This window comes from Rhodococcus sp. MS13, assembly GCF_013277835.1.
Taxonomy (GTDB): Bacteria; Actinomycetota; Actinomycetes; order Mycobacteriales; family Mycobacteriaceae; genus Rhodococcus_F; species Rhodococcus_F erythropolis.
The window spans coordinates 32,005-58,292 of sequence record NZ_VBTL01000007.1 but is presented as its reverse complement, the minus strand read 5'-3'; the positions used below and the strand labels follow the sequence as shown (position 1 = coordinate 58,292).

Here is a 26,288-nt window from a genome sequence, read left to right as displayed (position 1 = left end):
AAACGCGGTCCAGATCCGACTCCCACCTGCATAAACGGCACAATCGGTTTCGTTTGGCTGCCGAAATTCAGTAGGTTAGGCTGCCCTTCATGAAAACTTCTGTTCGGGGCTTCACTGCCCTCGGTGCGGCTGCAATCGCGGTCACCGCACTTGTCTCGTGCTCCTCGGATTCGGGCACATCCACGACATCCCAAGGTACGGACGGATTCCCCGTCAGCATCGAGAACACCTTCGGCACCACGACCATCGACTCGAAGCCCGAGCGCCTCGTCACCCTCGGATGGAACGCGCAGGACATCCTGTACGCACTCGATCTGACTCCGGTCGGACAGCCCAAGTACACCTACGGTGCGGACGACAACGGCGTCATGCCCTGGGCCCAGGACTACTTCGACGCGGACAAGACAACGCTCTTCGACATGCCGGCCAGCGGAGAACCGCCGATCGAGTCCATCGCGTCGTTGACCCCCGACGTCATCCTGGCGCCGTACGAGGGCTTCGAGGAATCCGTCTACAACCAACTGAGCAAGATCGCACCGTCGGCCGCTTATCCCGGCGCAGCGTGGCAGACGTCCTGGCAGGACCAGACCCGCATCGTCGGCAAGGCAGTCGGCAAGAGCGAAGAGGCCGAGAAGCTCGTCGACGGCCTCGACGCGACTCTCGCCGATACCGCCGCAGCCCACCCGGAGTTCGCCGGAAAGACATTGGCAGTGGTCAACTTCGACACCGATTCGAGCAACATCAACGTCTATCTGCCCACCGACCCGCGGGTCCAGGTGCTGACGGAACTCGGATTCGTCAATGCGCCGGGCGTCGAGAAGCTCGCCGCGGACAACGCAGGCGGATCGTTCTTCAAGACGATCTCCTACGAGAACATCGCCGACATCGACGCCGATGTGATCGTCGGCTTCACCGACGGTTCCGGTGATCCGTCCGGCGTACCCGCAGTCGGTGGACTCGACGCGGTCAAACGCGGATCCACCGCATTCCTCAGCGACACCCGCGTCATCGGCGGACTGAGCAACGTCAACGTCCTGAGCACGCCTTGGGTCCTCGGCCAGATCACACCGACGTTGAGTGAAGCCGCAAAGCGCGCGACCGCCTAGAAACGGGATTTTCACGACACCCTCAAAGCCAACTCCCACGGCATGAACTACACGAGCGGGTTCACTCTGAAGCCTGACGCCACAGGCACGATCCTCGAGATGTACTTCTCCGGGGAATCCGAATCCACTTCACGTATCTCGAAGATCTTCACAGCGGTATTCGGTCGATTGGGCGCGCGGGTGACCGGAAATTCATGGCAAAGGATCTCGAGGACATCGCAGCCAAAGCCGAGCGTCGCGCGGGTAAGTAAACCGCCCTCACCTGCACCGACATTATTGTTTGCATAATCACTGCAATCAATACCTTGTCTCTGCGTCCGGTTGTTTCGACCTGGGAATGGACTCAGCTGGATAACGGCGCGTGAGTCCCCGCCAAATCTCGTCCGGTGGGCGTAGCGTGCAGAGTGCTCGCGGATGGATCGACGCATCGGGGTGTCGACCGTAGGGCCTTTGAGGGGGCAGGAATGGCATTCAGCGGAACCGCCTCCGGCGGTGGATCCGGCGCTACTCGCGCCGACGTCGGACATGCAGTGCTCTTCGCCGGCGCCGCCGCGCTCGGCGGTTTTCTGTTCGGATACGACACCGCTGTCATCAACGGGGCAGTCGGTGCGATCCGAGACAAGTACGACATCGGCGCCTCGGGCACCGGGCTCACGGTCTCACTGACTCTGCTCGGCGCAGCACTCGGCGCCTGGATCGCAGGCACACTCGCAGATCGCCTCGGCCGCATCCGCGTCATGCAAATAGCCGCAGTGTTGTTCATAATCGGCGCCGTCGGTTCCGCAGTTCCGTTCAGCGTCTACGACCTCACGTTCTGGCGCGTGGTCGGCGGCCTGGCCGTCGGTTTCGCATCGGTCATCGCTCCGGCGTACATCGCGGAGATCTCTCCCGCTGCGATTCGCGGCCGTCTCGGTTCGATGTACCAATTGGCGATCGTTCTCGGAATCGCCGTGTCGCAGTTGGTCAACTACGCACTCCAGGCCGCGGCCGGTGGCGATCGCAATCAGATCGCGGGCCTCGAGGCCTGGCAGTGGATGTTGATGCTCGAAGCCGTTCCCGCAGTTCTGTATCTGATCATGACGACCACGATTCCCGAGTCGCCGCGATTCCTCGTAGCGCAGGGCAAGGACGATCGCGCTCGCAAGATCATCTCCGACCTGGAAGGCGGCGATCACGACGCCGTCACCGAGCGGATGAACGAGATCCGCGACTCGCTCAGCGAGAAGCAGGCCAAAACCACGGTCCGCCAACTCTTCTCGAAGCGGCTCGGCGTCTCCCACCTCGTGTGGGTCGGTATCGCGTTGGCCGCACTGCAGCAGCTGGTCGGTATCAATGTGATCTTCTACTACTCCAGCACCCTGTGGCAGGCAGTGGGATTCGGCGCCGACCGCTCCCTTCTGATCAGCGTCGTGAGCGCCTTGGTCAACATCGTCGGTACGTTTGTCGCCATCGCCGTCATCGACCGGGTCGGTCGAAAACCGCTGTTGTTGGTCGGTTCCGCCGGTATGGCCATCTCACTGGGCACCGCGGCATTCTGTTTCCATTCGGCAACAGTGACCAAGAACGAGATCGGCGAATCGGTGGCCACGCTGACCGGAGCCAACGCGACTATCGCACTTATCGGTGCGAACGCATTCGTGTTCTTCTTCGCTCTGTCCTGGGGCCCGGTGGTCTGGGTGTTGATCTCCGAGATGTTCCCCAATCGCGTGCGTGCTGCAGCAGTAGGAATTGCGACCGCCACCAACTGGGTCGCGAACTTCCTGGTCTCCTGGACGTTCCCGGCACTGGCCGATTGGAATCTGTCGTACACCTATGCCGGCTACGCCGTCATGGCAGCGTTGTCACTGTTCGTCGTCCTGCGATTCGTGAAGGAAACGCGAGGCAGCACACTCGAATCCGTCCAGTAGCGAGATCTCACGGTTTCACGCCGAAAAGCGGTGGCCCTCGGATTGATCCGAGGGCCACCGCTTTTCGAGATTATCGTGAGACGAGCCGTCAGCCTTGCGCGACTTCGCCCTGAGTCGAAGCCGACGACGCGTCTTCCTGGACGTGGACGCCGACGCTGCCCATCCCCGCCACCCAGCCGGTGATCTTGCGGGAGAGGTCCTGAGCCGTGAGTCCGAGTTCCTTGTGGATGGCTTCGCGGCTGGCGTGATCGAGGAACTGCTGAGGAACGCCCATGTCGCGGCACGACGTGTGCACTCCGGCGGCACGCATCGCGGCCGAGACCGTCGAACCGATGCCGCCGTGCAGACCGCCGTCTTCGATGGTGACCACGAGGGCGTACTTGTCCGCCATCTTCACCAGCGAATCCGCGACCGGCAGAACCCATCGCGGATCAACGACGGCAACCGAGATGCCCTGCTTGTCGAGCCGCTCGGCAATCTCGAGCGCCAAGGATGCAAACGGGCCCACCGCGACGAGGAGCACGTCGCCTCGCTCACCCTCGCTGGCCTTGAGGACGTCGACCATTCCGTCGAGTCGCTTCACTGCCGGAATCGCTTCGGGTACAGCACCCTTCGGGAACCGTACGACCGTTGGACCGTCGTCGACGAGAAGCGCCTCGTCCAACTCTTCCCGCAGTGTGTCTGCATCACGCGGTGCCGCGACGCGAATCCCCGGGATGATTCCGAGCAGCGAAAGATCCCAGACGCCGTTGTGGCTGGCGCCGTCGACTCCGGTGACCCCGGCGCGGTCGAGCACGACTGTCACCGGTTGTTTGAGCAGTGCGACGTCCATCAACAACTGGTCGAAAGCCCGATTGAGGAAGGTCGAGTAGATAGCAACGACGGGGTGAAGGCCGCCAAGTGCAAGACCGGCGGCCGAGGTCATCGCATGCTGCTCGGCGATGCCGACGTCGAAGATCCGATCGGGGAACTTCTCACCGAAGGCCGCGAGGCCGGTGGGCCCGGCCATCGCAGCGGTGATGGCGACGATGTCCTCACGACGCGAAGCCTGCTCGATCAATGCGGCCGAGAAGACCGACGTCCAGTCCGGCGCGGACGACTTGGTGCCGCGACCGGTGACGGGATCGATGACGCCGGTGGCATGCATCTGGTCGGCCACGTCGTTCTCGGCGTGTGCGTAACCGTTGCCCTTACGAGTGACGGCATGAACGATGACCGGTCCGCCGTAGGCCTTCGCCCGGCGCAACGCCGATTCCATGGCGGCTTCGTCGTGACCGTCGACCGGTCCGAGGTACTTGATACCCAGATCGGTGAACATGACCTGAGGGCTGACAGCGTCCTTGAGACCCGCCTTCATTCCGTGCAGGACGGAGTACGCGGTGCGCCCCACCCAGGGCAGTCTCTTGACCATGCGTCGGCCACTGTCGAGGGCGCGCTCGTAACTCGGCGCGGTGCGCAGTGCCGAAAGATGGTCGGCGAGGCCGCCGATGGTCGGCGCGTACGAGCGGCCGTTGTCGTTGACGACGATCACCACCGAACGGTCTTTTCCGGCTGCGATGTTGTTGAGGGCTTCCCAACACATTCCGCCGGTCAGGGCGCCGTCACCGACGACGGCGACAACGTGGCGATTCTGGCCCGTGAGCGCGAAGGCCTTCGCGAGGCCGTCGGCATAGGACAACGCGGCGGAAGCGTGAGAGGACTCGACCCAGTCGTGTTCGCTCTCGGCGCGGCACGGATACCCGGACAGTCCGCCCTGCTTACGCAGAGTGTCGAACTGATCCTGACGACCGGTGAGGATCTTGTGCACGTAGGCCTGATGGCCCGTGTCGAAGATGATCGCGTCCTGCGGCGAGTCGAAAATTCGGTGCAGTGCGAGGGTCAACTCCACGACGCCCAAGTTGGGCCCGAGGTGACCACCGGTCGCAGCGACCTTCAGCACGAGGAACTCACGAATCTCGTCGGCCAACTCCGTCATCTCGGCGTGGCTCAACTGACGTAGATCGTCAGGACCCTGAATGCGGGCAAGAACACCCAACGAGATCGCTCCCTCCGTGCTTCACAGCTGCACCGGTGCGCGCCGCGGCTGTCTTCGCGACAGTGCTGCCAGTCTACGGAGCGTTCCGGCGAACCGACACGCGGACTCGGCCCGAATCCGGTGTGACTTCGCGTAACAGCGAAATCCCACGGATCGCTCGTGATCGCAATCACAGACAAATGGGATCCGTCGCAATCGACTCGACAACTCTTGTTCCACAAAACGACCGCCATGTCGGCTTAAGGTCGACATATGGGAACTGTGGTCGACGACCTGATAACGCGAGTGTTCGACGACGTCCGATCACTCGACGAGGGCGAGTTGGCCGACTACATCCCCGAACTCGCGGCGGTCGCCCCCGATTCGTTCGGAATCTGCATCGCCACCGTCGACGGTTACGTCTACGAGATCGGCGACTCGCGAATCCCGTTCACCATTCAGTCGATCTCGAAACCCTTCACCTACGCCTTGGCTCTCGCCGATCGGGGAAGCGAGGCGGTTGCCGCGAAAATCGACGTCGAACCATCCGGCGAGCCGTTCAACGAAATCAGCCTCGACCCGCTCACCGAACGGCCACGAAACCCCATGATCAATGCCGGGGCGATCACCGCTGCATCACTGGTCGCCGGCCCGAATCCCGAGGCCCGCTTCGAGCGCATCCGCTCGGCGTACTCGAGGTACGCGGGCCGCGAACTGGCATTCAACGAGTCGGTCTACACCTCCGAGGCGCGCACCGGTCACCGCAACCGCGCGATCGGACACATGCTGCGATCCTTCGACGTCATCACCGGCAATCCCGACGAGGCCGTCGACCTGTATTTCCGTCAATGCTCGATCGACGTGACCTGCCGCGACCTGAGTCTGATGGCTGCGACGATGGCGAACAACGGTGTCAATCCGCTCACCCACGAGCGCGCGCTGGCCCCCGCGGGCGTCGAACAGGTCCTCAGCGTCATGGCGACGTGCGGCATGTACGACGGCGCCGGAAAGTGGCTGGTGGAGGTCGGATTGCCGGCCAAGAGCGGCGTCGGCGGCGGAGTCCTGGCGGTTCTGCCCGGCCAGATCGGCATCGCGGTGTACTCCCCCAGGCTCGACGTTCACGGAAACAGCGTTCGCGGAGTTGCGTCTGCCCGGGCACTGTCGAAGGAACTCGAACTGCACTTCCTCCACGTGACGCGGGCGTCACGCTCGTCGATCCGGGCCAGATACAGCGTCATCGAAGCACCGTCGCGAGTACGACGCACCCCGACCGAACAGGCTGTGCTCGACGACGTCGGCAAGCGCAGCCGGGTCTACGAACTGCACGGCGATCTCCTCTTCACCGGTGCCGAATCGGCGGTCCGCGAAATCGGCTCGGTGGACGAGGGCCTCGAAGTTGTCGTCATCGACGTCCGCCGTGTCGACGACGCCAGCGACGTCGCAGTACGCATGATCACTGCGCTGCAGGTTCAACTGGCCGAGCAGGCTTGTGCGGTGGCCGTCGTCGATCCGCAAGGACTGCTGGGACAACGAAGTTCGAGCATCGACCCCGCCAGAAGAAGTGGTCGGGTTTTTGCGGATCTCGATTCCGCCATGCAGTGGTGCGAAGACACGTTGCTTGCGGTGCATTGTGAGGCCGAACGGCAGGCGTCGACGATCTCGATCGAGGACCACCCAGTTCTCGATGCTCTGTCCGCGGCACAGATCGAGGGATTCTCGGCAGAGTTGGAGACTCGTACCTATGCCCGCGGCGAGAAGATCGCCCGCCGAGGTGAATCGGCGTCTGGCTTCTACCTGATTCTCAGTGGCCAGGTCAGCACCATGTTCACCGACGCGCACGGGGTCGAGCACCGCATCACGACGCTCTCCGCCGGAATGACGTTCGGCGAGATGACGATGTTCCTCGACACTCCGTTCCTCAACGACATCCGCGCCGATTCCACGGTCACCGTGGCCGTGCTGACTCCGGAGCGATATGCAGAACTGACCGCACAGGCACCCGAGTTGAAACTTGCGCTTCTCGAACGACTGGCTGCGGGCGCCTACGAGCAATTGGACCTGATGTTGCGGAGTGTCATATCCGCCGGACGAATCGGATAGGAAGTACACATGCCGACCACCGCCCTCACCTCGGAACCGTCCACTGTCACGGTGACCGGAACTGCCACTGCAACAGCTGTTCCCGACATCGTGCGGCTGACGATCGGAGTATCGGTGACACAGACGGCCGTTTCCGACGCATTCGACGCCGTCGCGCGTCTGTCCACTGCGCTGACCGAGACCCTGCACGCGCGCGGTGTGCGCGGAGCGGACCTCACCACCGCCGGGCTGAGCGTCCATCCGCAGACTCACTGGAGTGACGGAGGCCGCCAGGAGACAACAGGATTCACCGCATCGACAACTTTCCGAGTCGTACTGCGAGAGCTGGAGCCGGAAGCGGCGAACTCCCCCGCCGCCGTCATCGCGGCGTGTGTATCGGTGGGCGGCGACGCGATTCGGCTCGACGGGCTCGAGTTCGACCTCGACGACCGCAGCGATCTGGCGACAAAAGCACGCGAATTGGCATGGACGGCAGCCGAATCGAAAGCCAGACAGTTCGCGGACCTGGCAGACAAAGATCTGGTCGAAGTTCTCGAGGTGCTCGAGGACTTCGACCAGATCGTGCCGATGCGCGGACGTGTCGCGGCGATGAAAGCGGATTCGGCCCCGATAGCCGTCGAACGCGGAGAGATCGAAGAATCGATCTCTGTCCGCGTTCGATGGGCTATGGCGTGACATAACTGTTCAGAAGACGCGGCCGGCGGTAGACCAGCCGGGCATGCGGATCAGCGAGTGAGGTTCTTCTCTTCGTTCTTCTCTTCGCGCTCTTCTTCGTACTTCTGCTCGGCGTCAGGAGTCGCGATGTCGATCGTGGTGCGCAGCGGACGGTTCGGGATGAAGATGACCGACACGAGCGTGACCACAGCGACGACGGCTGCGACCAGGAAGATCCGTCCTGTTGCGTCGCCGTAGGCGAACCGAACGATCTGCGAGACGAAGTCAGGCATATTGCTCAGGTCGAGGCCGTCCTGGAGGCTCTTTCCAGCTACTGCCTGCTGCTCGGGCGGCAAGGTGGAGACCGAATCGACTGTCAGTGTCTTGACGCGGGTCGCAAGAATCGAACCGAGCACCGACACGCCGATCGCGCCGCCGAACGTGCGGAAGAACGCCACGATACTGCTGGCCGCACCGATGTTCTCGACGCTGACCGTGTTCTGCACCGCGAGCACGATGTTCTGCATCAACATGCCAGTACCCAGACCGACGATGGCGATGAAGATTCCGATGGTCCACAGGCTGGTGGCGTGGTCGATCGTCGACAGCAGCCCGAAACCGACCAGCAGCAGTACTGCGCCGGCGACGATGAAGGGCTTCCACTGACCGAACTTGGTGATCAGCTGTCCCGAGCCGACGGAGGCGACGAGCATGCCTGCGACCATCGGAATGGTGAGCAATCCGGCTTCGGTGGGATCGAATCCGCGTGCGGTCTGGAAGTACTGCGTCAGGAAGGTCGTCGCACCGAAGAGGCCGACACCGACTGCGATCGAGGCGATGATCGCGAGAGCAGTTGTGCGCTCGGTGATGATCTTGATCGGCAGGATCGGATCCTTGACCTTGGATTCGACGAACATCGTCAGGCCGAGCAGGGCCAGACCACCGATGACGAAGAAGGCCGACTCCTTCGAGAACCAGGCGTAGTAGTCGTCCTGACCGGCAAACGACACCCAGATCAGCAGGACGCTGACACCGGCGGTGAGCAAGGTGGCGCCCATCCAGTCGATGGAGACGTTGTCCTTCTTCACGGTCTCGACGTGCAGTGTGCGCTGAAGCAGGAACAGTGCGATGACTGCCAACGGAACACACACGTAGAAGCACCAGCGCCAGCCGGCAGTGTCCACGAGGACGCCGCCGAGGATCGGTCCACCGGACATCGAGACGGCCATTGCCGCACCCATGTATCCGGAGTAGCGACCACGATCTCGCGGCGGGATGATCGTGCCGATGATGGCTACGACGAGAGCAGTCAGGCCGCCCATGCCGATGCCCTGGATGACACGTGCACCCAGCAGCAACGGAACATTGTGCGCCGCGCCGGCGATGACCGAGCCGATCACGAAGATGACGATCGCGGTCTGGACCAGGACCTTCTTGTTGTAAAGGTCGGCCAGTTTGCCCCAGATCGGCGTCGATGCCGCAGTGGCGAGCAGTGCCGTGGTGATGATCCAGGCGTACTGCGTCTGAGTTCCGTGCAGTTCACCGATGATCGTGGGAAGCGCTGTCGAAACGATGGTGCTGCTGAGCAGCGCGGTGAACAGCGCTGCGATGAGTCCGGTGAGTGCTTCGAGAATTTCGCGGTGAGTCATCGCGCCCGCTTCGCGAGCCGATCCGTCACCTCCGGTACTTGCCCGGGTTTCTCCTACTGTTGCTGCCATGTGCCTTATCTCCCAATACTTTCTACGCCCGTGTGCGGAACTGCCGGTGAGGCCTGCCGATTCGATGCGCCGAACGTCTCGTTGAGACGTTGCAGCGATGTCACTGCGGCCATGGCCTCTTCCTGGCTCCAGTCTTCGAGCATGTTGCGCAAACGCGCCGCACGCCGCTGCGTGGTTCTCCGTAAAACGTCGTGTCCCTCTTCCGATACTCGGATGCGGAACGCCCGCTTGTCAGCCGGATCGGGATTTCTCTCGACATACCCAGCGTCGACCAGATCCGACATTTGCCGGCTGAGCGACGACTGACTGACACACAGATCGACGGCCAATTCGTTCTGTCGGCACTCCCCACGCGCTGCCAGCATGAACAACACACTGACCAGCGCAGGCGGCAGCAGGCTGTCTGCACCGGTGGTGACCGCGGCTCGCAGCGATCTGCCGAACATGAAGATCGTGTCGACGAGCGCTTGGGCCGTCTCCGGCTGTACCGACATTGCCTACCCCTGAATTCGAGTGGCTCGAACGAGCCGTGACTTGAAAACGGAAAACTACTTGCAGAACGAAACTATACGATTAGTTGCGTAATGCAAGCAACTGTTCTGAACGCGAGAAGCGTCACACCGTTTCAGGGAAAGATTTCGGGACGCGTCAGCGTTCTAGGAGCGCGATGCACTCCATGTGGTGTGTCTGAGGGAAGGCGTCGAACGCCCGGAGGCCGCCGATTCTGAAGCCCTGCTCCAGGTAGAGACCGATATCGCGGCCGAACGACGCCGGGTCGCATCCGATGTGCACGATCCGTTCAGCGCCCGTTGCGGCGAGAGCTTCCACGACCGGACGGCCGGCTCCCGCACGTGGCGGGTCTAGCACGACGACGGCAGGCGAACGCTCCAGCTCCGCGATGACGTTCTCGACGCGGGCGCTGTGGAAGCGCACGTGACCGAGATCGGACAGAGCTGCCCGCCCGTCCGCGACTGCGCGCGCCGAAGATTCGACTGACTCCACCACGCCGGACGGCCCGACAAGGTCGGCGAGCACGGATGCGAAAACCCCGACTCCGCCGTAGAGATCCCACGCCGTGTCCGCGGTAGCGGCGTCGGCCCACTCCCCGACCACCTGTGAGTACGCGTTCGCAGCGCCGCGATGGGCCTGCCAGAAACCGGTCGCGGCCAGCTCCCATTCTCGATTGCCGACGCGCTCGGTCACTGTGTCCGATCCGATGGCCACTCGGGTCTTTCGCGGGCCGCCGCTCGCCGCTCGGCGTGCCATCGCGCCGCGACGCCCCGGCGTCCGCCGTCCCGTCTTGGACACCGCGGGTGCGGCAATTTCCACGACGTGCCGCTGACCGGCAGCGTCGAGAACGACCTGCAGCTCGCTCCCTGGCGCCCATTGCGCACCGCCGAGACCGTCGTACGCGCTCTGATCGATCTGGGTGCAGCGCAAGTCCGTGACGATCCGGTTGCTCCGGTACGCGTGGTATCCCGCGACCCCGTGCCCGTCCACCGCCAACCGCACTCGCGTGCGCCATCCTGTCCCGTCTCCGGTTCCAGGTAGTTCCTCCACCGCGACGTCCGATTCGACACGAGCGAGTCGCAGAAGCTGCTCACGCACGACCGAGGTCTTCATCTCACGTTGGACGCTCAGATCCGCATGCGAGTAATCGCAACAGCCCGCCCCGCCCGGGCCGGAGATCGGGCATGTCGGATCGATGCGATGCGGAGATGCGTCGAGAACTGTGATGGCGTCGGCGCGGCAGAACGATCCGCCCTTGTCCTCCGTCACCCGGACCAGCGCCCGCTCCCCCGGCAAACCGTGACGGACGAACACGACCCGTCCCTCGTGCCGGGCGACGACGAACCCGCCGTGACCGGGGTTGCCCAGATCGACCTCGAAGGTCTGCCCGGTCCAATTCTCACTCAACGAACTACGCCTGCCATTTCGATGTTGCCGATCATTTTTCGCCGGTGATCATTTCTCGCCGGTGTCGTAACCGCGACGCGTGGCGCCTGCGGTCTTCTCGATGTCCAGCGGCTTTGCCTTTGCCGACGAACTCAGCTGCCACGGAACGCTGGTCACCATCACGCCGGGCTGGAAGAGCAGACGACTCTTCAGACGAAGCGCGCTCTGATTGTGCAGGATCTGCTCCCACCAGTGCCCGACGACGTACTCGGGAATGAAGACGGTGACGACATCACGCGGAGCATCGCGTCGTACACGCTTGACGTAATCGAGAACCGGCTTGGTGATTTCGCGGTACGGCGACTCGATCACCTTGAGCGGAACCGTCACGTCGCTCTTCTCCCACTCACGCACGAGTGCACGGGTGTCGGGCTCGTCGACGTTGACCGTGATGGCTTCGAGGGTGTCCGGTCGCGTGGCTCGCGCGTAGGCGAGAGCTCGCATCGTCGGCATGTGCAACTTCGAGACGAGCACGATCGAGTGCGTGCGGCTGGGAAGTACGCCGTCCCACTCCTGCTCCTCGAGCTCGGCTGCGACGCTGTCGTAGTGCTTGCGGATCATCTTCATCACGATGAAGATCGCGACCATCGCGACGATGGCGATCCAGGCGCCGGCAGCGAACTTGGTGATCAGAACGATGATCAGGACGGTGGCGGTCATTGCGAGACCGATCGAATTGATCACTCGCGAGCGCTGCATCCGGGCCCGCTGTGCCTTGTCGGTCTCGGACTTCAGATGCCGAGTCCAGTGCTTGATCATGCCCGTCTGGCTGAGCACGAACGAGACGAAGACGCCGACGATGTACAGCTGGATGAGCTTGGTGACCTCGGCGCCGAACACCACGACGAATGCGATCGCAGCACCGGAGAGGAAGAGGATTCCGTTGCTGAATGCCAGTCGGTCGCCGCGCGTGTGCAGCTGACGCGGTAGGTACCGGTCCTGCGCCAGGATCGATCCGAGTACCGGGAATCCGTTGAACGCGGTGTTCGCGGCCAGAACCAAGATCAGTGCCGTGACGATCGCCATGAAGAAGAATCCGATCGGGAAACCACTGAACACGGCTTCGGCGATCTGCGCGATCAAGGTCTTCTGGTGGTAACCCTCCGGCGCACCGACCAGCTGTTCCTGCGGATTGTGTGCGTAGACGATGCCGATCTTCTGAGCCAGGATGATGATGCCCATCAACAGGACGATGGCGATCGACCCGAGCAGCAGCAAGGTCGTGGCCGCGTTGCGCGATTTCGGCTTCTGGAACGCCGGTACGCCGTTACTGATGGCCTCGACGCCGGTCAATGCAGCACAACCCGAGGAGAAGGCACGCGCGATCAGGAACGCGAAGGCAATTCCGTACAGATGCGAATCCTCGGCGTTGAGTGTGAACGACGACGATTCCGCGTGCACGTCTTCACCAAGAACGTAGATCCGGAAGAATCCCCACCCGAGCATCAGGAACATGCCGACGATGAATGCGTAGGTCGGAATTGCGAACGCGGTACCGGATTCACGGATACCGCGAAGGTTGACCGCGGTCAGCAACACGATCGCCGCAACCGCGAACAACACCTTGTGCTGCGCGACGAACGGCAGAGCCGAGCCGATGTTCGACGCCGCCGACGAGATCGACACGGCGACCGTCAGCACGTAGTCGACCATCAGCGCACTACCGACGGTCAGACCGGCGGTCGGGCCGAGGTTGACCGTCGCGACCTCGTAGTCGCCGCCACCGGACGGGTATGCATGGACGTTCTGGCGGTAACTCGCCACCACCACAGCCATGACGATGGCGACGGACAATCCGATCCAGGGTGTGTACGCATACGCGGAAATACCCGCGACGGAGAGAACCAGGAAGATTTCTTCGGGGGCATACGCGACGGACGACATCGCGTCGGACGCGAAGACCGGTAGTGCAATTCGCTTGGGTAGCAGCGTGTGCCCGAGTTTGTCGCTTCGGAACGGCCGACCGAGCAGGAGCCGCTTGGTAGCGGTCGAGAGCTTAGACACGTGCAAAGCGTAAGCCGTCTCGCCCGATTCGGAGTCATCAGAGCCCCAACTTCACCTTTTGTCGTGACACCCGGCACGCAGGCGACCGTTGTACTTGCTCTTCCCGTGAGGGGCTGTACCGTTCGATTCGGCGTGCAATCGCGCCATGAGGGTCCATGAACGGAGTAGGGCGTGTATGTCGTCATCATGGGGTGCGGTCGAGTGGGTTCTTCCCTCGCCGCGTCTCTGACCAGGATCGGACATGAGGTCGCCGTCATCGACCGCGATCAGAGTGCGTTTCTGCGTCTCGATCTCGACTTCCCGGGAACCAAGGTTCTGGGAATGGGGTTCGACCGTGACGTGCTGGTCCGGGCGGGCATCGAGCGGGCCGACGCCTTCGCTGCGGTGTCCTCGGGAGACAACTCCAACATCATCGCGGCGCGAGTCGCACGCGAGACTTTCGGCGTCGAACGCGTCGTCGCGCGTATTTACGACGCCAAGCGTGCCGCTGTTTACGAGCGCCTCGGCATCCCCACCGTCGCGACCGTGCCGTGGTCGACGGATCGCTTCCTGCACACGCTGACCAAGGAAAGTCAGACCGCGAAGTGGCGCGATCCTTCGGGCACTGTTGCGATTACCGAACTTGCCCTGCACGAGGATTGGGCCGGCAAGCCGATCGCACTACTCGAGAGCGCGACCAGTTCGAGAGTCGCCTTCATCATCCGATTCGGAACCGGCGTGCTCCCCGATCGCAAGACCGTCATCCAGGCCGACGACCAGGTCTACATCGCCGCGGTATCGGGAACTGTCGCCGAAGCGATCGCACTGGCCGGCAACCCGCCGCCGAGTGACGACTGACGGAGGCCGCAGATGACTGATCCAAACGCCGCCCCTCACAACAAGCCTGCGACTGTGTTGCACTACAACGTGATTGGAAGTTCTCGATGAAGGTCGCCATCGCCGGAGCCGGCGCCGTAGGCCGCTCCATTGCGCGAGAGCTGATTCGAAGCTCACACGACGTCATGCTGATCGAGCGCAAACTCGATCACATCGAACCGGAGTCGGTGCCCGAGGCGAAGTGGGTACACGCGGACGCGTGCGAACTCAGCCGCCTCGAGGACGCGTCGATGGAGTCCTACGAGGTCGTGATCGCCGCAACCGGAGACGACAAGGCCAACCTGGTCCTCAGTCTGCTCGCGAAAACCGAGTTCGGCGTTCGCCGAGTTGTCGCCCGCGTCAATGATCCCCGCAACGAATGGCTCTTCGACGAGTCGTGGGGCGTCGACGTCGCCGTCTCGACACCGCGGATGCTCGCTTCGCTCGTCGAAGAAGCCGTCTCCGTCGGTGACCTGGTCAAACTGATGACACTGCGGCAGGGGCAGGCCAATCTCGTCGAGATCACGTTGCCCGACAACACACCTCTTGCCGGAAAAGCCGTCAAGAAGCTCGAACTTCCGCGGGACTGCGCACTGGTCACCATTCTGCGGGGCGGGCGTGTGATCGTCCCGCAGATGGACGATCCCATCGAAGGTGGAGACGAACTCCTGTTCGTCGCGGCCGTCGACGCCGAGGATCAGTTGCGCGTTGCACTCCGCCTGGAGAATTGACCGACGAACACACTGACGACGAAAGGGAATCACATGGCACAAGCACCCGAAAACACCGTAGTCACCGACAATCCAGCCCAGAGCCGGTACGAGATCCATGCAGACGGCGACCTCGCCGGCATCGAGGACTACACCACGTCCGGTGACGTCGTCTCGTTCAACCACACCGAGATCTACCCGGCCTTCGAAGGTTTCGGGCTGGCCGCGATTCTGGTCCGCCAGGCTCTGGACGACCTACGCGCCCGTGGTCTCAAGGTTCACCCGGTCTGCCCGTACGTCGTGAAGTTTCTCGACAAGCACCCCGAGTACCAGGACCTGATCAGCTGAGATCGCGGTCTTCGCGCGGCTTCGTCAGATTCACCGAGCCCACCTCTTCGGACCCTGCGTCCGTTGCGGTGGGCTCGCTGCTTTCGGGCTCCACAACCGGTTCCGGCTCGACGATGCGATCGGCCTTCCGCACAGCCCAGACCGTCACGAGCAGCACCAAACCGGTCAATGGCCAACCCATGCCGATACGCGCGACTGCGAGCCATCCGGTGTGGTCGGTGTCGTAGAGCTGTGACTGAACGAGATACCGTGCACCGAAGACCAGCGCCCACGCCGCCGTCGCGATGTCGTAGAGCCGGACGGCGGAGCTGTGCTTGCGCCACAGATTGCCGTGCCCGTTGAGATAACCCCAGATGATTCCGACGAGGGGCCAGCGCACGAGGATGGAAATCAGGAAGACCGCACCGTAGGCGAGGCTCGTGTAGATACCGAAGAGGAAATATCCTTTGGCATCGCCGGTGCGATAGGCGATGAACGCGGAAACTCCGACTCCGAGAAACCCGGAAATTGCGGGTTGGAGGGAATCCTTGCGGAAAAGGCGCCAGGCCGCGATAGCGACAGCGACGCCCAATGCGGCCCAGATTGCCGCGGTGAGGTTCCAGATGCTGTTGACCGGGACAAAAATCAGAATCGGCAAAGACGAATAGATCAGACCACTCAGCCCGCCGAGTTGGTCGATTACCGATCGCTGTTGTGTTTCAGTCACCTGTCGAGGGTGCCACAGTCACCGAGTTGCACGGTAAATGCGGGAAACGCGCCTATTCGCCGCGCAGTTCGTAGTAAGGGTTGAAGATCGCCTTGCGACCGTCACGCTCGCCCACACGACCGCGGATCAGCAGGGTCTTACCGGTCTCGATTCCCGGGATCCGGCGACGCCCGATCCAGACGAGATTGATCACCTCGGTGCCGTCGAAGAACTCGGCCTCGATGCTGGCATTTCCCGACTTGGGACACGCGTCGACGCTGCGGAGTCGGCCCACCATCGTGACTTCTTCACCGCGACGACAATCGCAGGCCTTCTGACCTCCGGAAGCCTTGTTGGACTCGACCATCTCCTGGGCGTCCAACTGGTCGACGTCCTCGGTCAGACGCTGGGTCAGTCGACGAAAATATCCTGCGGCGGCGGGTGCCATTGCGCGCTCCTGCGAACATCTGTGACGCAAGGGTTTCGCGTCACGTGAAGGGCTGTGTGATCGCCACTGTAGACCCATTACGAGCGTGTAACCACACCGGTCAGTCCGCGTCTCGGGGGCACCGGGCAAGATCAAAAGATGCAGAACTCAGAATCGGCGACCGTTGCCGTCGTTCTCCCAGGTACAGGCTCTGACGCCCACTTCGCAGATCGCGCATTCCGGGCGCCGCTAGCGGCTCTGGGTGTGCGCATCGTCGCAATTGAACCGGACCCTCGGCGTGTCGTGGACGGCTATCTGGACGCGATGGACCGAGCCGCGGACACGCACGGCCGAATCATCGTCGGAGGCGTCTCGATCGGGGCCGCCGTGGCGCTCCAGTGGGCCGCCGAGAACCCCGATCGAACCGTGAGTGTGTTGGCAGCACTTCCGGCCTGGATCGGGTCGGCGGACGACGCACCCGCTGCAGCGAGCGCGAGGTTCACCGCAGCACAACTGCGCTCCGAAGGGTTGGAGGCGGTGATCGCAGCGATGCTCGCGTCGAGTCCGGCGTGGCTCGGAGCCGAACTCGAGCGCTCCTGGCGCTCTCAATGGCCCGATCTCCCGGCCGCGCTCGACGAGGCGGCGTCGTACCACTCGCTCAGCGAGAGCGCGTTACAGGCGGTGGGCATTCCGGTCGGCATCGCTTCGGCGGTGGACGATCCGGTTCATCCCGCGGCAGTGGCGCAGGCCTGGGCGAATGCACTCCCCCGCGGCGCAGTCGCCACGACGACGCTCGACATGATCGGGCGCGACCCCGCGGTTCTCGGGGCCACCTGCATCAAAGCGCTCGCGGCGATCGAATCCGATACCACCGCGAGCGCCTGAAAGAAACCCTGCTACTGACCCAATTGCTGCATGGCAGAACCGGATTCGCCGCTACGCGGCGGCGGGGTCGGTCGCGCTGGAGGTGCCGGCGGAGCGGGCGGAGCTGACTGCTGTTGCTGCTGGGCGGCGACCTGTTGCTGCTGCGCTGTCGCCAACTGCTGCTCGTGTGCGGCCGCCAACTGCTCGGCGAGTACCTGCGGGAGCACGACGGGCAGCGGTGTCCGCACCGGATGCGGCTCTGATCCTCGGTTGACGACGGTGTCTCGCAGGATGTCGCGTGCGATTGCCACCAAAGGGGTGTTCGCGGCGGTGGATCCGCTCGGACCCGCAACCACGCAGCGCACCATCCACCGCGGACCGTCGACGCCGATGAACCGCAGGTCCATGTTGGCCGTCACGGCAGCCAGTTCCCGGCCCCAAGGGCCGTTCTCGACGCTCACCGCAGAATTGTCGTCGCGAAGCGACTGCGCGAGCTCGGCAACGACCTCACGCCACTGACCGGGTGATTTCGGGGCGGCGTATGCAGCAACCGTGATGCGGCCATGTTCGGTGACCAGGTGCACGGCCTGCGGCGAACCGTTGGGTGCCATCTCGACCTGCAACTGTCCGCCGGTCGGCATCGGCACCAGAACGGAACCGAGATCCAGGCGCTGACCGTCACGGCCTGCCGTCGGATCATCGGAATCGATCTCCGTGATGTCGTAAGGGCCTTCCGATTCGTCGCCGAACTCGTCGCCGGCGACGTCGAGATCGTCTTCGACCTCGTCGATCTCCACCGACTCGTCGTTCTCGTCACCGAAGAAGCTGGTGGTTTCCTCGTCGACGTCTGTCTTCTTCTTGCGTCCGAACATGATTCAGACTCCCTCTCCGACGACCGCGCCAGGCGCATCGGTATCGAGTATCGCGTGACCGCCGCTGGAACCGTAGCCTCCGGTTCCTCTGGTCGTGTCGTCCAGCGACTCGACTTCCTCGAAAACCGGAAGTTCGACTCGTTGAACCACGAGCTGAGCGATTCGGTCACCGCGGCGGATGTCGATGGCTGTGGCCGGATCGAGATTGATCAAGCAGACCTTGAGTTCGCCCCGGTATCCCGCGTCCACGGTTCCGGGCGCATTAACGATCGACAGTCCCGATTTGGCTGCGAGTCCGGAACGCGGATGGATCAACCCGACGGTGCCCACCGGCAACGCGATCGCGATCCCCGTTCCGACCAGTGTTCTATGGCCGGGTTCGATGGTGACGTCGCTGGTGGAGCACAGATCCACACCCGCATCTCCGGGATGCGCACGCTGTGGAACGGGCAGGTCTGGATCCAGTCGCTTCAAGGCGATGGAGAGATGGTCGCTCACGTGGGCCAAGACTACTCGTAGCGACGGACTATCCTTGACAGGTGCCCGAAACATCTCGACCTGACGTCGCCACCACAACGCCCCCGTCCACGACGCTGTTCTCCGAGCGCCTGTGGGTGCCGATCTGGTGGTGGATCGCCGGGCTGGCCGTAGCCGGACTCCTCGCGGCCGAGGTCCACATGGGCCGCCCGGGGCTTCTCTCGTACCTGGCGTACGTCGTGCTGCTCCCCATCCCGATCTGGGCGGCATTCTGGCTCAGCCGGATGCGCGTCGAGGTGGTGGAGACAGCAGGGGTGAAAGAACTGCACGTGGGTCGAGCCCACCTGCCGGTCGAACTGATTTCGCGGGCGGCAGCAGTGCCGGCTTCCGCAAAGAGTGCGGCGATGGGGCGCCAACTCGATCCGTCGGCGTTCGTCCAACATCGCCCATGGGTCAAGACAATGGTGTTGATCGTGCTCGACGACCCGGAGGATCCCACGCCATACTGGCTGGTGAGCACACGTCGTCCCGCTGATCTGCTGGCTGCGCTGGATCGCTGACCAGCGCGGTCACAGCAAAGCAGTACTTCCCGACCCTTGGTCGACCCGCGAGCTGACGGGTCGACCACCGGGAAGGGAGATCAGGCAGCGCAGTCCATGCATACGAGCTGTCCGTTGGCATCACTGGCCAGGCGGCTGCGGTGATGAACCAGGAAGCAGCTCGAACACGTGAACTCGTCTGCCTGCTTCGGAACAACTCGAACCGAGAGTTCCTCGCCGGAAAGGTCGGCACCCGGCAGCTCGAAGGACTCCGCGGTGTCCGTCTCGTCGATGTCGACGACGGCTGACTGCGCTTCGTTGCGTCGCGCCTTCAGCTCCTCGAGAGAGTCCTCCGAAACCTCGTCGGACTCTGTACGCCTCGGTGCGTCGTAGTCAGTTGCCATCTCGTCTACCCCATCCTCTTCGTGTATCCCGGTCCCGTGTGCGCCGAGAATCCGGTAGATCCTTGATGCGCATGGAAACCGCCGTGGCATCCAGATCATTCCCTGTCGCTGCATAACGCTGCAGGACTGGAATTAGTGCCCGGAAGTTCCTTCCGGGAACGTGATCTGCGCCTCATTTGGTTGTCATTTCGGCGTCCGGCCGATGCCCAGTTGAACGACCTGGGCCGCCAGACAGTAGCCGACGTGAGCACGAAAGTAGTAACCGAATCGGAAATTTCCGAAAAATGACTGCGAATTGTCACCAAGGCAAGAGCAAGCTGTGACCTTTCGGCGACATTTTCAGACCGGATCCGGGTAGAAACTGCCCGCTAGTTGCCCAACTACCGTTGGGCGATCGCCAGCGGCTCGACGCGTCGAGCCGCGCTTCGGCTGTGTCGTCACACAAGCCCTCTAAGGTAGGCACCGAACGTCATGCCGGCGCCGCTCGGCCCGATGGCGAAGTAGAAGTTTCGTCAAGAAAGTCGAGGGATACCGTGGTTTCTCTGATCACCGAAGGCAGCTCTACCGATGACCAGGGACGTCCGTTCCGCCGTCGGCGCGCGTGGCCGGTGATCGCCGTGTTCGCGGTACTCGCATTGATCGGCAGTGTCTTGTGGGTCCGCATCCTGAGCGCCGAGGCAGAAGTCAGTGACACCGTCGCCTGCAACCTCCCGCAGCCTTCCTCCGATCCCTCGGCAGCGGCGCCACTACCGCTGGGAACCGTCGTCGACCGTTCGAAGCTGCTCGACGTGGATCCCGCTCCCCTGGCGGCCACCAAGGTTCGTGTGTTCAACGCCAACGGCGAACACGGTCAGGCCGCCCAGGTGGCAGCGCAACTGAGCGAGTTCGGCTTCTCCAGCGCGCCGGACGTCCAGGTCGGAAACGACCCCGTCTACGTCGACCAGAACATGGAGTGCCAGGGTCAGATCCGCTTCGGAGCGAACGGCCTCGCCGCCGCCAGTTCCGTCTGGCTGGTCGCCCCCTGCGCCGAACTGGTCCAGGACGGCCGCGGCGACGACACCGTCGATCTGGCTCTCGGCACCTACAACAAGGGCGCCCTGACCCCCAACACCGACGCCACCGCGATCCTGCATGCTCTGGCCGAGCAGCCCGCAAACGCCGAAGTCGCTCCGATGGACATCGCACTGCTCAAAGCAGCGCGCACGGCGCGCTGCTGACAAACCCGGTTCGGCCTCAGCTCGGAATCGGCTGATCTGCGCCGATCGAACTGAGCATGTGCGCGAACTGCTCGGCGATCGCCGGAGCCACCGCATAGACGACATCGCCGTCGGCCGACGTGGAATTGGGCGCCGGGACGTTGATCACGGCGCCCGCTTCGGAAGCGATCAGGGAGCCCGCGGCCCAGTCCCACGGACTCAGCCCGTGCTCGAAGTGAGCGTCGACCCGGCCGGTGGCAACCATGCACAGATCCAAAGCAGCCGAACCTATGCGTCGGATGTCGCGAACCTGCGGCAGGATCTGCCCGATCAAGGTGCCCTGCACCTTTCGGCGATCCGCTCCGTAGCCGAAACCGGTGGCCAACAGAGCCATTGACAGTTCGGTCACCTCATTGGCGTGCAGTTCGCTGACGACGCCGTCGGCCGTGGCCATGGTTGCGCCGCCGCCCCGGTGCGCGGAATACGTTGTTTCCAGCGACACGTCGACGACAGCCCCGGCCACTGAGATCCCGTCGATCTGTACGGCCACCGAAATGGCGAACGCGGGGATTCCGTAGAGAAAATTCACCGTGCCGTCGATGGGATCGACAACCCATCGAACTCCCGCGGAATCGTCGGTGTCTCCGCCACCTTCCTCACCCAAGATCGAATCTGCAGGGCGCAATTGCGCCAGAAGGTCGCGAATCACCTGTTCGGTTTCGGTATCGACCACCGTGACGGGATCGGTCGGCGTGCTCTTCGCAGCAACCGAACCACCCTCGGAGGCACCGGAACCCACCAGGCCGAATACCTCGGGCCGACGCACGCGGACGTGTTCGGCTGCGCGTTCGGCGACGGCTACGGCAACTGCCCGCAATTGTGCGGGGTCCAGAGAATCGGCGGAAAAGTCGGGCAATGTTCTTTCTGAAGGGCGCACCGGACCATCGCAACACATCTCTACCGAGGGGCACCACTCGAACGCCTGGAGTCGCACGCGCCCGAGTCCTCGTTCGGGTTAGTGTTTGCAACGGTAGATCGTGACCTCGAATTCGACACTCAGGAGCGCAGGACGATGACAACCACAGGTTTCGGGATCGACGTCGGCGGCAGCGGCGTCAAGGGCGGCACGATCGACCTGAGCACCGGGGAAATGATCGGTGACCGCATCAAGATCCTGACCCCGCAGCCGTCCACTCCCGATGCGATCGCGGGCACTGTGGCCGAGATCGTCGAGCAGGCAAAGTGGACCGGGCCGGTCGGCATCACGTTGCCCGCTGTCGTGACCGGCGGCGTCGCGCGCAGCGCCGCGAACATCGACAAGTCCTGGATCGACACCGACGCGGCCGCGCTCTTCGGCAAGGCCCTGGGCGGGCGCGAAGTCACCGTCCTCAACGACGCCGACGCCGCCGGAATTGCCGAGGACTCGTTCGGCGCGGGCAAGGACACCTCCGGCGTCGTGATCCTCTTGACCTTCGGCACCGGAATCGGATCTGCCGTGTTGCACAACGGAGTTCTGTTGCCCAACACCGAGTTCGGCCACCTCGAGGTCGACGGCAAGGAAGCCGAGCATCGAGCGGCGTCGTCGGTGAAGGAAAAAAAGGACTGGAGCTACAAGGAGTGGGCGGTCGAGGTCTCCCGAGTTCTGACCACCTTCGAGAACCTGCTGTGGCCTGATCTCTTCATCGCCGGAGGCGGAATCAGCCGCAAGCACGAGAAGTGGATTCCGCACCTGACCAACCGCACGAAGGTCGTCCCCGCCACCCTCCTCAACACCGCGGGAATCGCCGGAGCTGCGCTCGCGTCGGTCGGACTGACCAGGCCGGCCCCCGTCGCCGGATGAGAAAACCTGCACGTGAAAAGCGGAAAATCTACCTGTTACGGCCCGCCGTGACGTAAGAGTTTCCTGAGAGTCGTTACAATGGTGAAGTCCGGCTGCGCGCCGGCCAACAACCATTGACCTCTCCGCCGGATCACCACTCTGGCGTGACGCCGCACGACACCGTCACGAAAGGGCGTACGTGGCAGCCACCGATACACGTCAGACTGCTGATTCTCCATCAGAGTCAGAGCCACAATCTCCAGCCGTGGAGGCGGCCACCGTCACCGCTCCGGCAGCCAAGAAGGCTCCGGCGAAAAAGGCTCCCGCCAAGAAGGCAGCAGCAAAGAAGGCTCCGGCCAAGAAAGCTCCGGCCAAGAAGGCAGCAGCTAAGAAGGCCAGCCCCAAGAAGGCCGGCGATCCTGATGCCGAAGACGGCGATGTCGAGTTGGAAGACATCGACATCACGGACGGCGACCTTGCCGAGGTCGAGTCCGATGTCGTCGAGGTCGTAGCAGTCGGCGAAGACGAAGAGACCGCTGCAGAGCCGTCCGAGAAGGACAAGGCTTCCGGCGACTTCGTCTGGGACGAGGAAGAGTCCGAGGCTCTTCGCCAGGCACGCAAGGACGCCGAACTGACGGCGTCCGCCGACTCGGTTCGCGCTTACCTCAAGCAGATCGGCAAGGTCGCACTCCTCAACGCCGAAGAGGAAGTCGAACTGGCCAAGCGCATCGAGGCCGGCCTCTACGCCGTGCAGATCATGCAGGATCTTGCTGACAAGGGCGAGAAGTTGCCTGCAGCTCAGCGACGCGACATGAGCTGGATCTGCCGCGACGGCAACCGCGCCAAGAACCACCTCCTCGAGGCCAACCTTCGCCTGGTCGTCTCGCTGGCCAAGCGCTACACGGGCCGCGGCATGGCGTTCCTGGACCTCATCCAGGAAGGCAACCTCGGTCTGATCCGTGCAGTCGAGAAGTTCGACTACACCAAGGGTTACAAGTTCTCGACCTACGCCACGTGGTGGATCCGTCAGGCCATCACCCGCGCAATGGCCGACCAGGCTCGCACCATCCGCATCCCGGTGCACATGGTCGAGGTCATCAACAAGCTCGGCCGTATCCAGCGTGAGCTGCTCCAGGACCTGGGCCGTGAGCCCACGCCGGAAGAGCTTGCCAAGGAAATGGACATCACGCCGGAGAAGGTGCTGGAAATCCAGCAGTACGCGCGTGAGCCGATCTCTCTCGACCAGACCATCGGCGACGAGGGCGACAGCCAACTCGGTGACTTCATCGAGGACTCCGAAGCTGTTGTCGCAGTCGACGCCGTCTCGTTCACTTTGCTGCAGGATCAGCTGCAGTCGGTACTCGAGACGCTGTCCGAGCGCGAAGCCGGCGTGGTTCGCCTCCGCTTCGGCCTCACCGACGGCCAGCCGAGGACTTTAGACGAAATCGGACAGGTCTACGGCGTCACGCGTGAGCGTATCCGTCAGATCGAATCGAAGACGATGTCGAAGCTGCGCCACCCGTCGCGTTCGCAGGTTCTGCGCGACTACCTCGACTAGTCACACCAGCTACGCGAAGAAGAGCCGCTCTCCGGATTTCCGGAGAGCGGCTCTTCTTCGTTTGCCGCCTCAGGCCAAGAGTGTGTCCCGGAGTTGTGCGATGTCCCCGTCGCTCAACTGCAGGCCGTCCCGGACGTAGTTGTCGAAGTTGCCGTACACCCGATCCACCGTGGCGAAAGACGTGTCCAGCCACGACTGTTCGACGCCGTCGATGAACGCACTCCCGGTGCGAGGTCCGGTGAGGTACTGGTTGCTGAGCATGTAGTCGGCGTTCACGTCGGCGCGGCTCACGCCGAGGAGGGTCAGAAGAACCGCAGTCATCCAGCCGGTACGGTCCTTGCCCGCCGAGCAGTGGTAGAGGACTGCACCCTCGGTGTTCGCGACGTTCACCAGAGCATCGTGGAATGCGCGGCTCGCCCCCGGATCGGTCGCCATCAACGCGTACATCGTGGGCATGTCCACCAGGGCCGGGAGGTTGGCGGGGTTGGTTCCGATGACGTCGAACCAGTTGGTTCGTGCCCCGTTCGGAATGCGGTCTTGCGAGAGCGTCCGTTCGACGACCGTGCGGAAGTCGTCCACCGATTCCACTCCGCGTTCGCTCAACGACGCGAGATCCGACGGCGTCAGCTTGTCGAGGGCATTCGAGCGAAACACCTTCCCCCACCGAACGGTCCGCCCCTCCTCGGTGACGTAGCCGCCGATGTCACGCGCGTTCGACGCACCCTCGAGATGCAGCGATCGGTCTGCGGCAACCTGCGCAGCTGCAGGTCCGGCTTGTTCGAGCGCGGGTATTCCCCCGGCGAGCGCCGGCACCGGACCGCACGAGAGGATCACCGCGCACAGGACTGTCGCGGCGGGACGGGCGATTCTGTTCGACATCCGGACAGAATAGGGCCGCAATCAGGACTTCGTACGAACCTTGATGTACAACGAGGCAACCGGTTCGATAACTCTTGCCGCCACTGGACCGATGACCGCCATCAGGAGCACGTAAGCCGTTGCCAATGCCGCCAGTTCGGCGTCGACCGCACCCGCGGACACCGCCAGCCCGGCGATGATGATGGAGAACTCACCGCGGGCGATCAGGGCGGCACCGGCGCGCGCTTGACCCATTCGCGCGACACCCTGACGTCTGGCCGCCCAGGCGCCGGTGATCAGCTTCGTGATCGCGGTGACGACGGCCAGGATCGCAGCCCACCCGAGGACGGGCGGAATGGAACTGGGATCGGTGTTGAGACCGAAGACCACGAAGAACATTGCAGCGAACAGATCTCGAAGGGGCTCGAGCACGCGACTGGCATTGTGCGCCGTCGACCCCGAGATCGCGATCCCGAGGAGGAACGCGCCCACAGCCGCCGACACCTGCATCGCCGAACTGATGCCGGCAACCAACAGTGCGGCACCGAGCAGCTTGAGCAGGAGCGTCTCACTGTCGGGACTGTCGAGGAGCGCGGAGACGTACCGCCCGTATCGCAGGGCCACAACAAGAACCACGGTGATGACCAACAACGAGATCCCGACCGCTTCGAGCCCGCCCATGAAGCTGACGCCCGCAAGCATCGCGGTCAGAATCGGCAGATACAGCGCCATCGCCAGGTCTTCGAACACCAGAATCGACAGCACGACCGGTGTTTCGCGGTTACCGAGGCGCCCCAGGTCGCTGAGCACCTTGGCGATGATTCCCGAAGACGAGATGTAGGTGACGCCGGCCATGACCGTCGCCCCCACGACGCCCCAGCCGAGAATCAAGCCGACCACCGCGCCGGGAGTCGCGTTGAGGACGATGTCGACGATGCCCGCTACGCGTGAGCGTTTGAGACCGGTCACGAGCTCGGCCGCGGTGTATTCGAGCCCCAACAGCAACAAGAGCAGGACGATCCCGATCTCACTTGCCAGATGGGAGAACTCGCCGATGTCTCCGAGTTGGATGAAACCGCCCTGTCCGAAGCACAGGCCGCCGATCAGGTAGAACGGGATCGGCGACATCCCCACGCGAGCAGCGAGTCGTCCGAGCAGTCCGAGCGCGAAGAAGACCGCGCCGAGTTCGATCAGTGCGAGGGTGGTTGTGTCCACGC

At 63.3% G+C, this 26,288-nt stretch carries 25 protein-coding genes; 12 read left to right on the top strand and 13 right to left on the bottom strand.

The window, feature by feature from the left end:
* The first annotated feature begins 89 nt into the window (after nt 1–89).
* Both FEZ59_RS14470 and FEZ59_RS14465 read left to right on the top strand, forming a co-directional pair.
* Nucleotides 90–1,106: an iron-siderophore ABC transporter substrate-binding protein gene (locus FEZ59_RS14470; protein WP_172932820.1), complete on the top strand. Its 1,017-nt coding sequence runs from the start codon at nt 90–92 to the stop codon at nt 1,104–1,106.
* A gap of 464 nt (nt 1,107–1,570) precedes the next feature.
* The gene (locus FEZ59_RS14465) at nt 1,571–3,013 is read left to right on the top strand and encodes a sugar porter family MFS transporter (RefSeq protein WP_020907569.1); all 1,443 of its coding nucleotides are present in this window, start codon (nt 1,571–1,573) and stop codon (nt 3,011–3,013) included.
* 88 nt (nt 3,014–3,101) lie between these two features.
* Here the strand turns inward: FEZ59_RS14465 and dxs are convergent, their stop codons facing one another.
* Nucleotides 3,102–5,048 carry a 1-deoxy-D-xylulose-5-phosphate synthase gene (gene dxs / locus FEZ59_RS14460; RefSeq protein ID WP_172932819.1) on the bottom strand — a complete coding sequence of 649 codons (1,947 nt, stop codon included), beginning with the start codon at nt 5,046–5,048 and terminating at the stop codon, nt 3,102–3,104.
* 252 nt (nt 5,049–5,300) lie between these two features.
* Between dxs and glsA the strand changes: the two genes are divergently transcribed.
* Nucleotides 5,301–7,127, top strand: a complete 1,827-nt coding sequence (gene glsA, locus FEZ59_RS14455; protein ID WP_172932818.1) for a glutaminase A — start codon at nt 5,301–5,303, stop codon at nt 7,125–7,127.
* A gap of 9 nt (nt 7,128–7,136) precedes the next feature.
* Complete coding sequence (locus FEZ59_RS14450) at nt 7,137–7,802, top strand: SIMPL domain-containing protein (protein ID WP_019748257.1); 666 nt, start codon at nt 7,137–7,139, stop codon at nt 7,800–7,802.
* A 50-nt stretch (nt 7,803–7,852) separates the two neighbouring features.
* On the opposite strand, the gene FEZ59_RS14445 is transcribed toward FEZ59_RS14450, so the two are convergent.
* The 4 genes from FEZ59_RS14445 to FEZ59_RS14430 form a co-directional block, all read right to left on the bottom strand.
* On the bottom strand, nt 7,853–9,499 hold the full coding sequence (locus tag FEZ59_RS14445; RefSeq protein WP_019748256.1) for an MDR family MFS transporter: 1,647 nt from the start codon (nt 9,497–9,499) through the stop codon (nt 7,853–7,855).
* A gap of 5 nt (nt 9,500–9,504) precedes the next feature.
* Nucleotides 9,505–9,993 (bottom strand): MarR family winged helix-turn-helix transcriptional regulator, encoded by a 489-nt coding sequence (locus FEZ59_RS14440; RefSeq protein ID WP_003942624.1) that lies wholly within the window; start codon nt 9,991–9,993, stop codon nt 9,505–9,507.
* A gap of 154 nt (nt 9,994–10,147) precedes the next feature.
* Complete coding sequence (locus tag FEZ59_RS14435; protein WP_172932817.1) at nt 10,148–11,416, bottom strand: TRAM domain-containing protein; 1,269 nt, start codon at nt 11,414–11,416, stop codon at nt 10,148–10,150.
* A 48-nt stretch (nt 11,417–11,464) separates the two neighbouring features.
* Complete coding sequence (locus FEZ59_RS14430) at nt 11,465–13,459, bottom strand: APC family permease (RefSeq protein WP_007732857.1); 1,995 nt, start codon at nt 13,457–13,459, stop codon at nt 11,465–11,467.
* A 171-nt stretch (nt 13,460–13,630) separates the two neighbouring features.
* Between FEZ59_RS14430 and FEZ59_RS14425 the strand changes: the two genes are divergently transcribed.
* The 3 genes from FEZ59_RS14425 (at nt 13,631) to FEZ59_RS14415 (ending at nt 15,372) form a co-directional block, all read left to right on the top strand.
* Nucleotides 13,631–14,296 (top strand): TrkA family potassium uptake protein, encoded by a 666-nt coding sequence (locus FEZ59_RS14425; protein WP_019748254.1) that lies wholly within the window; start codon nt 13,631–13,633, stop codon nt 14,294–14,296.
* Nucleotides 14,297–14,382: 86 nt separating this feature from the next.
* Nucleotides 14,383–15,045, top strand: coding sequence for a TrkA family potassium uptake protein (locus FEZ59_RS14420; RefSeq protein WP_003942632.1), 663 nt, complete (start codon nt 14,383–14,385; stop codon nt 15,043–15,045).
* Nucleotides 15,046–15,078: 33 nt separating this feature from the next.
* A complete protein-coding gene (locus FEZ59_RS14415; RefSeq protein WP_019748253.1) occupies nt 15,079–15,372 on the top strand; it encodes a GNAT family N-acetyltransferase in 294 nt (97 codons plus the stop codon).
* Here the strand turns inward: FEZ59_RS14415 and FEZ59_RS14410 are convergent.
* Nucleotides 15,365–16,078 (bottom strand): DUF3159 domain-containing protein, encoded by a 714-nt coding sequence (locus tag FEZ59_RS14410; protein ID WP_019748252.1) that lies wholly within the window; start codon nt 16,076–16,078, stop codon nt 15,365–15,367. The genes FEZ59_RS14415 and FEZ59_RS14410 overlap by 8 nt on opposite strands.
* 52 nt (nt 16,079–16,130) lie before the next feature.
* The gene (locus FEZ59_RS14405; protein ID WP_065352420.1) at nt 16,131–16,505 is read right to left on the bottom strand and encodes an OB-fold nucleic acid binding domain-containing protein; all 375 of its coding nucleotides are present in this window, start codon (nt 16,503–16,505) and stop codon (nt 16,131–16,133) included.
* 138 nt (nt 16,506–16,643) lie between these two features.
* Between FEZ59_RS14405 and FEZ59_RS14400 the strand changes: the two genes are divergently transcribed.
* Entirely contained in the window at nt 16,644–17,369 is a 726-nt protein-coding gene (locus FEZ59_RS14400) for an alpha/beta hydrolase (protein WP_019748250.1), read from the top strand.
* 11 nt (nt 17,370–17,380) lie between these two features.
* On the opposite strand, the gene FEZ59_RS14395 is transcribed toward FEZ59_RS14400, so the two are convergent.
* A complete protein-coding gene (locus FEZ59_RS14395; protein ID WP_020969500.1) occupies nt 17,381–18,220 on the bottom strand; it encodes a DUF3710 domain-containing protein in 840 nt (279 codons plus the stop codon).
* 3 nt (nt 18,221–18,223) lie between these two features.
* Nucleotides 18,224–18,718: a dUTP diphosphatase gene (gene dut, locus FEZ59_RS14390; protein WP_003942635.1), complete on the bottom strand. Its 495-nt coding sequence runs from the start codon at nt 18,716–18,718 to the stop codon at nt 18,224–18,226.
* A 41-nt stretch (nt 18,719–18,759) separates the two neighbouring features.
* Here dut and FEZ59_RS14385 point away from each other — a divergent pair, with 41 nt between their 5' ends.
* Nucleotides 18,760–19,257 (top strand): DUF3093 domain-containing protein, encoded by a 498-nt coding sequence (locus FEZ59_RS14385; protein WP_019748248.1) that lies wholly within the window; start codon nt 18,760–18,762, stop codon nt 19,255–19,257.
* An 80-nt stretch (nt 19,258–19,337) separates the two neighbouring features.
* Here the strand turns inward: FEZ59_RS14385 and FEZ59_RS14380 are convergent, their stop codons facing one another.
* On the bottom strand, nt 19,338–19,640 hold the full coding sequence (locus FEZ59_RS14380; protein ID WP_003942593.1) for a DUF4193 domain-containing protein: 303 nt from the start codon (nt 19,638–19,640) through the stop codon (nt 19,338–19,340).
* 533 nt (nt 19,641–20,173) lie between these two features.
* Here FEZ59_RS14380 and cei point away from each other — a divergent pair.
* Complete coding sequence (cei, locus tag FEZ59_RS14375) at nt 20,174–20,857, top strand: envelope integrity protein Cei (RefSeq protein WP_003942618.1); 684 nt, start codon at nt 20,174–20,176, stop codon at nt 20,855–20,857.
* Nucleotides 20,858–20,873: 16 nt separating this feature from the next.
* Here cei and FEZ59_RS14370 read toward each other — a convergent pair whose 3' ends face one another.
* Nucleotides 20,874–21,752 (bottom strand): inositol monophosphatase family protein, encoded by an 879-nt coding sequence (locus tag FEZ59_RS14370; RefSeq protein ID WP_021344118.1) that lies wholly within the window; start codon nt 21,750–21,752, stop codon nt 20,874–20,876.
* Nucleotides 21,753–21,908: 156 nt separating this feature from the next.
* Here FEZ59_RS14370 and FEZ59_RS14365 point away from each other — a divergent pair, with 156 nt between their 5' ends.
* Both FEZ59_RS14365 and FEZ59_RS14360 read left to right on the top strand, forming a co-directional pair.
* Nucleotides 21,909–22,676, top strand: a complete 768-nt coding sequence (locus FEZ59_RS14365) for a polyphosphate--glucose phosphotransferase (RefSeq protein WP_007732834.1) — start codon at nt 21,909–21,911, stop codon at nt 22,674–22,676.
* A 178-nt stretch (nt 22,677–22,854) separates the two neighbouring features.
* Nucleotides 22,855–24,213, top strand: coding sequence for an RNA polymerase sigma factor (locus tag FEZ59_RS14360; protein ID WP_019748245.1), 1,359 nt, complete (start codon nt 22,855–22,857; stop codon nt 24,211–24,213).
* Between the two features lie 69 nt (nt 24,214–24,282).
* Here the strand turns inward: FEZ59_RS14360 and FEZ59_RS14355 are convergent, their stop codons facing one another.
* Nucleotides 24,283–25,092 (bottom strand): tyrosine-protein phosphatase, encoded by an 810-nt coding sequence (locus FEZ59_RS14355; RefSeq protein ID WP_047888402.1) that lies wholly within the window; start codon nt 25,090–25,092, stop codon nt 24,283–24,285.
* Between the two features lie 21 nt (nt 25,093–25,113).
* Nucleotides 25,114–26,286 carry a cation:proton antiporter gene (locus FEZ59_RS14350; RefSeq protein WP_003943778.1) on the bottom strand — a complete coding sequence of 391 codons (1,173 nt, stop codon included), beginning with the start codon at nt 26,284–26,286 and terminating at the stop codon, nt 25,114–25,116.
* Nucleotides 26,287–26,288: the final 2 nt, after the last annotated feature.

Coding starts and splice junctions, on each gene's coding strand:
- FEZ59_RS14470 (WP_172932820.1), top strand. CDS start 90: ATGAAAACTTCTGTTCGGGGCTTCACTGCCCTCGGTGCGGCTGCAATC.
- FEZ59_RS14465 (WP_020907569.1), top strand. CDS start 1,571: ATGGCATTCAGCGGAACCGCCTCCGGCGGTGGATCCGGCGCTACTCGC.
- glsA (WP_172932818.1), top strand. CDS start 5,301: ATGGGAACTGTGGTCGACGACCTGATAACGCGAGTGTTCGACGACGTC.
- FEZ59_RS14450 (WP_019748257.1), top strand. CDS start 7,137: ATGCCGACCACCGCCCTCACCTCGGAACCGTCCACTGTCACGGTGACC.
- FEZ59_RS14445 (WP_019748256.1), bottom strand. CDS start 9,499: ATGGCAGCAACAGTAGGAGAAACCCGGGCAAGTACCGGAGGTGACGGA.
- FEZ59_RS14440 (WP_003942624.1), bottom strand. CDS start 9,993: ATGTCGGTACAGCCGGAGACGGCCCAAGCGCTCGTCGACACGATCTTC.
- FEZ59_RS14420 (WP_003942632.1), top strand. CDS start 14,383: ATGAAGGTCGCCATCGCCGGAGCCGGCGCCGTAGGCCGCTCCATTGCG.
- FEZ59_RS14415 (WP_019748253.1), top strand. CDS start 15,079: ATGGCACAAGCACCCGAAAACACCGTAGTCACCGACAATCCAGCCCAG.
- FEZ59_RS14405 (WP_065352420.1), bottom strand. CDS start 16,505: ATGGCACCCGCCGCCGCAGGATATTTTCGTCGACTGACCCAGCGTCTG.
- FEZ59_RS14400 (WP_019748250.1), top strand. CDS start 16,644: ATGCAGAACTCAGAATCGGCGACCGTTGCCGTCGTTCTCCCAGGTACA.
- FEZ59_RS14395 (WP_020969500.1), bottom strand. CDS start 18,220: ATGTTCGGACGCAAGAAGAAGACAGACGTCGACGAGGAAACCACCAGC.
- FEZ59_RS14380 (WP_003942593.1), bottom strand. CDS start 19,640: ATGGCAACTGACTACGACGCACCGAGGCGTACAGAGTCCGACGAGGTT.
- FEZ59_RS14365 (WP_007732834.1), top strand. CDS start 21,909: ATGACAACCACAGGTTTCGGGATCGACGTCGGCGGCAGCGGCGTCAAG.
- FEZ59_RS14355 (WP_047888402.1), bottom strand. CDS start 25,092: ATGTCGAACAGAATCGCCCGTCCCGCCGCGACAGTCCTGTGCGCGGTG.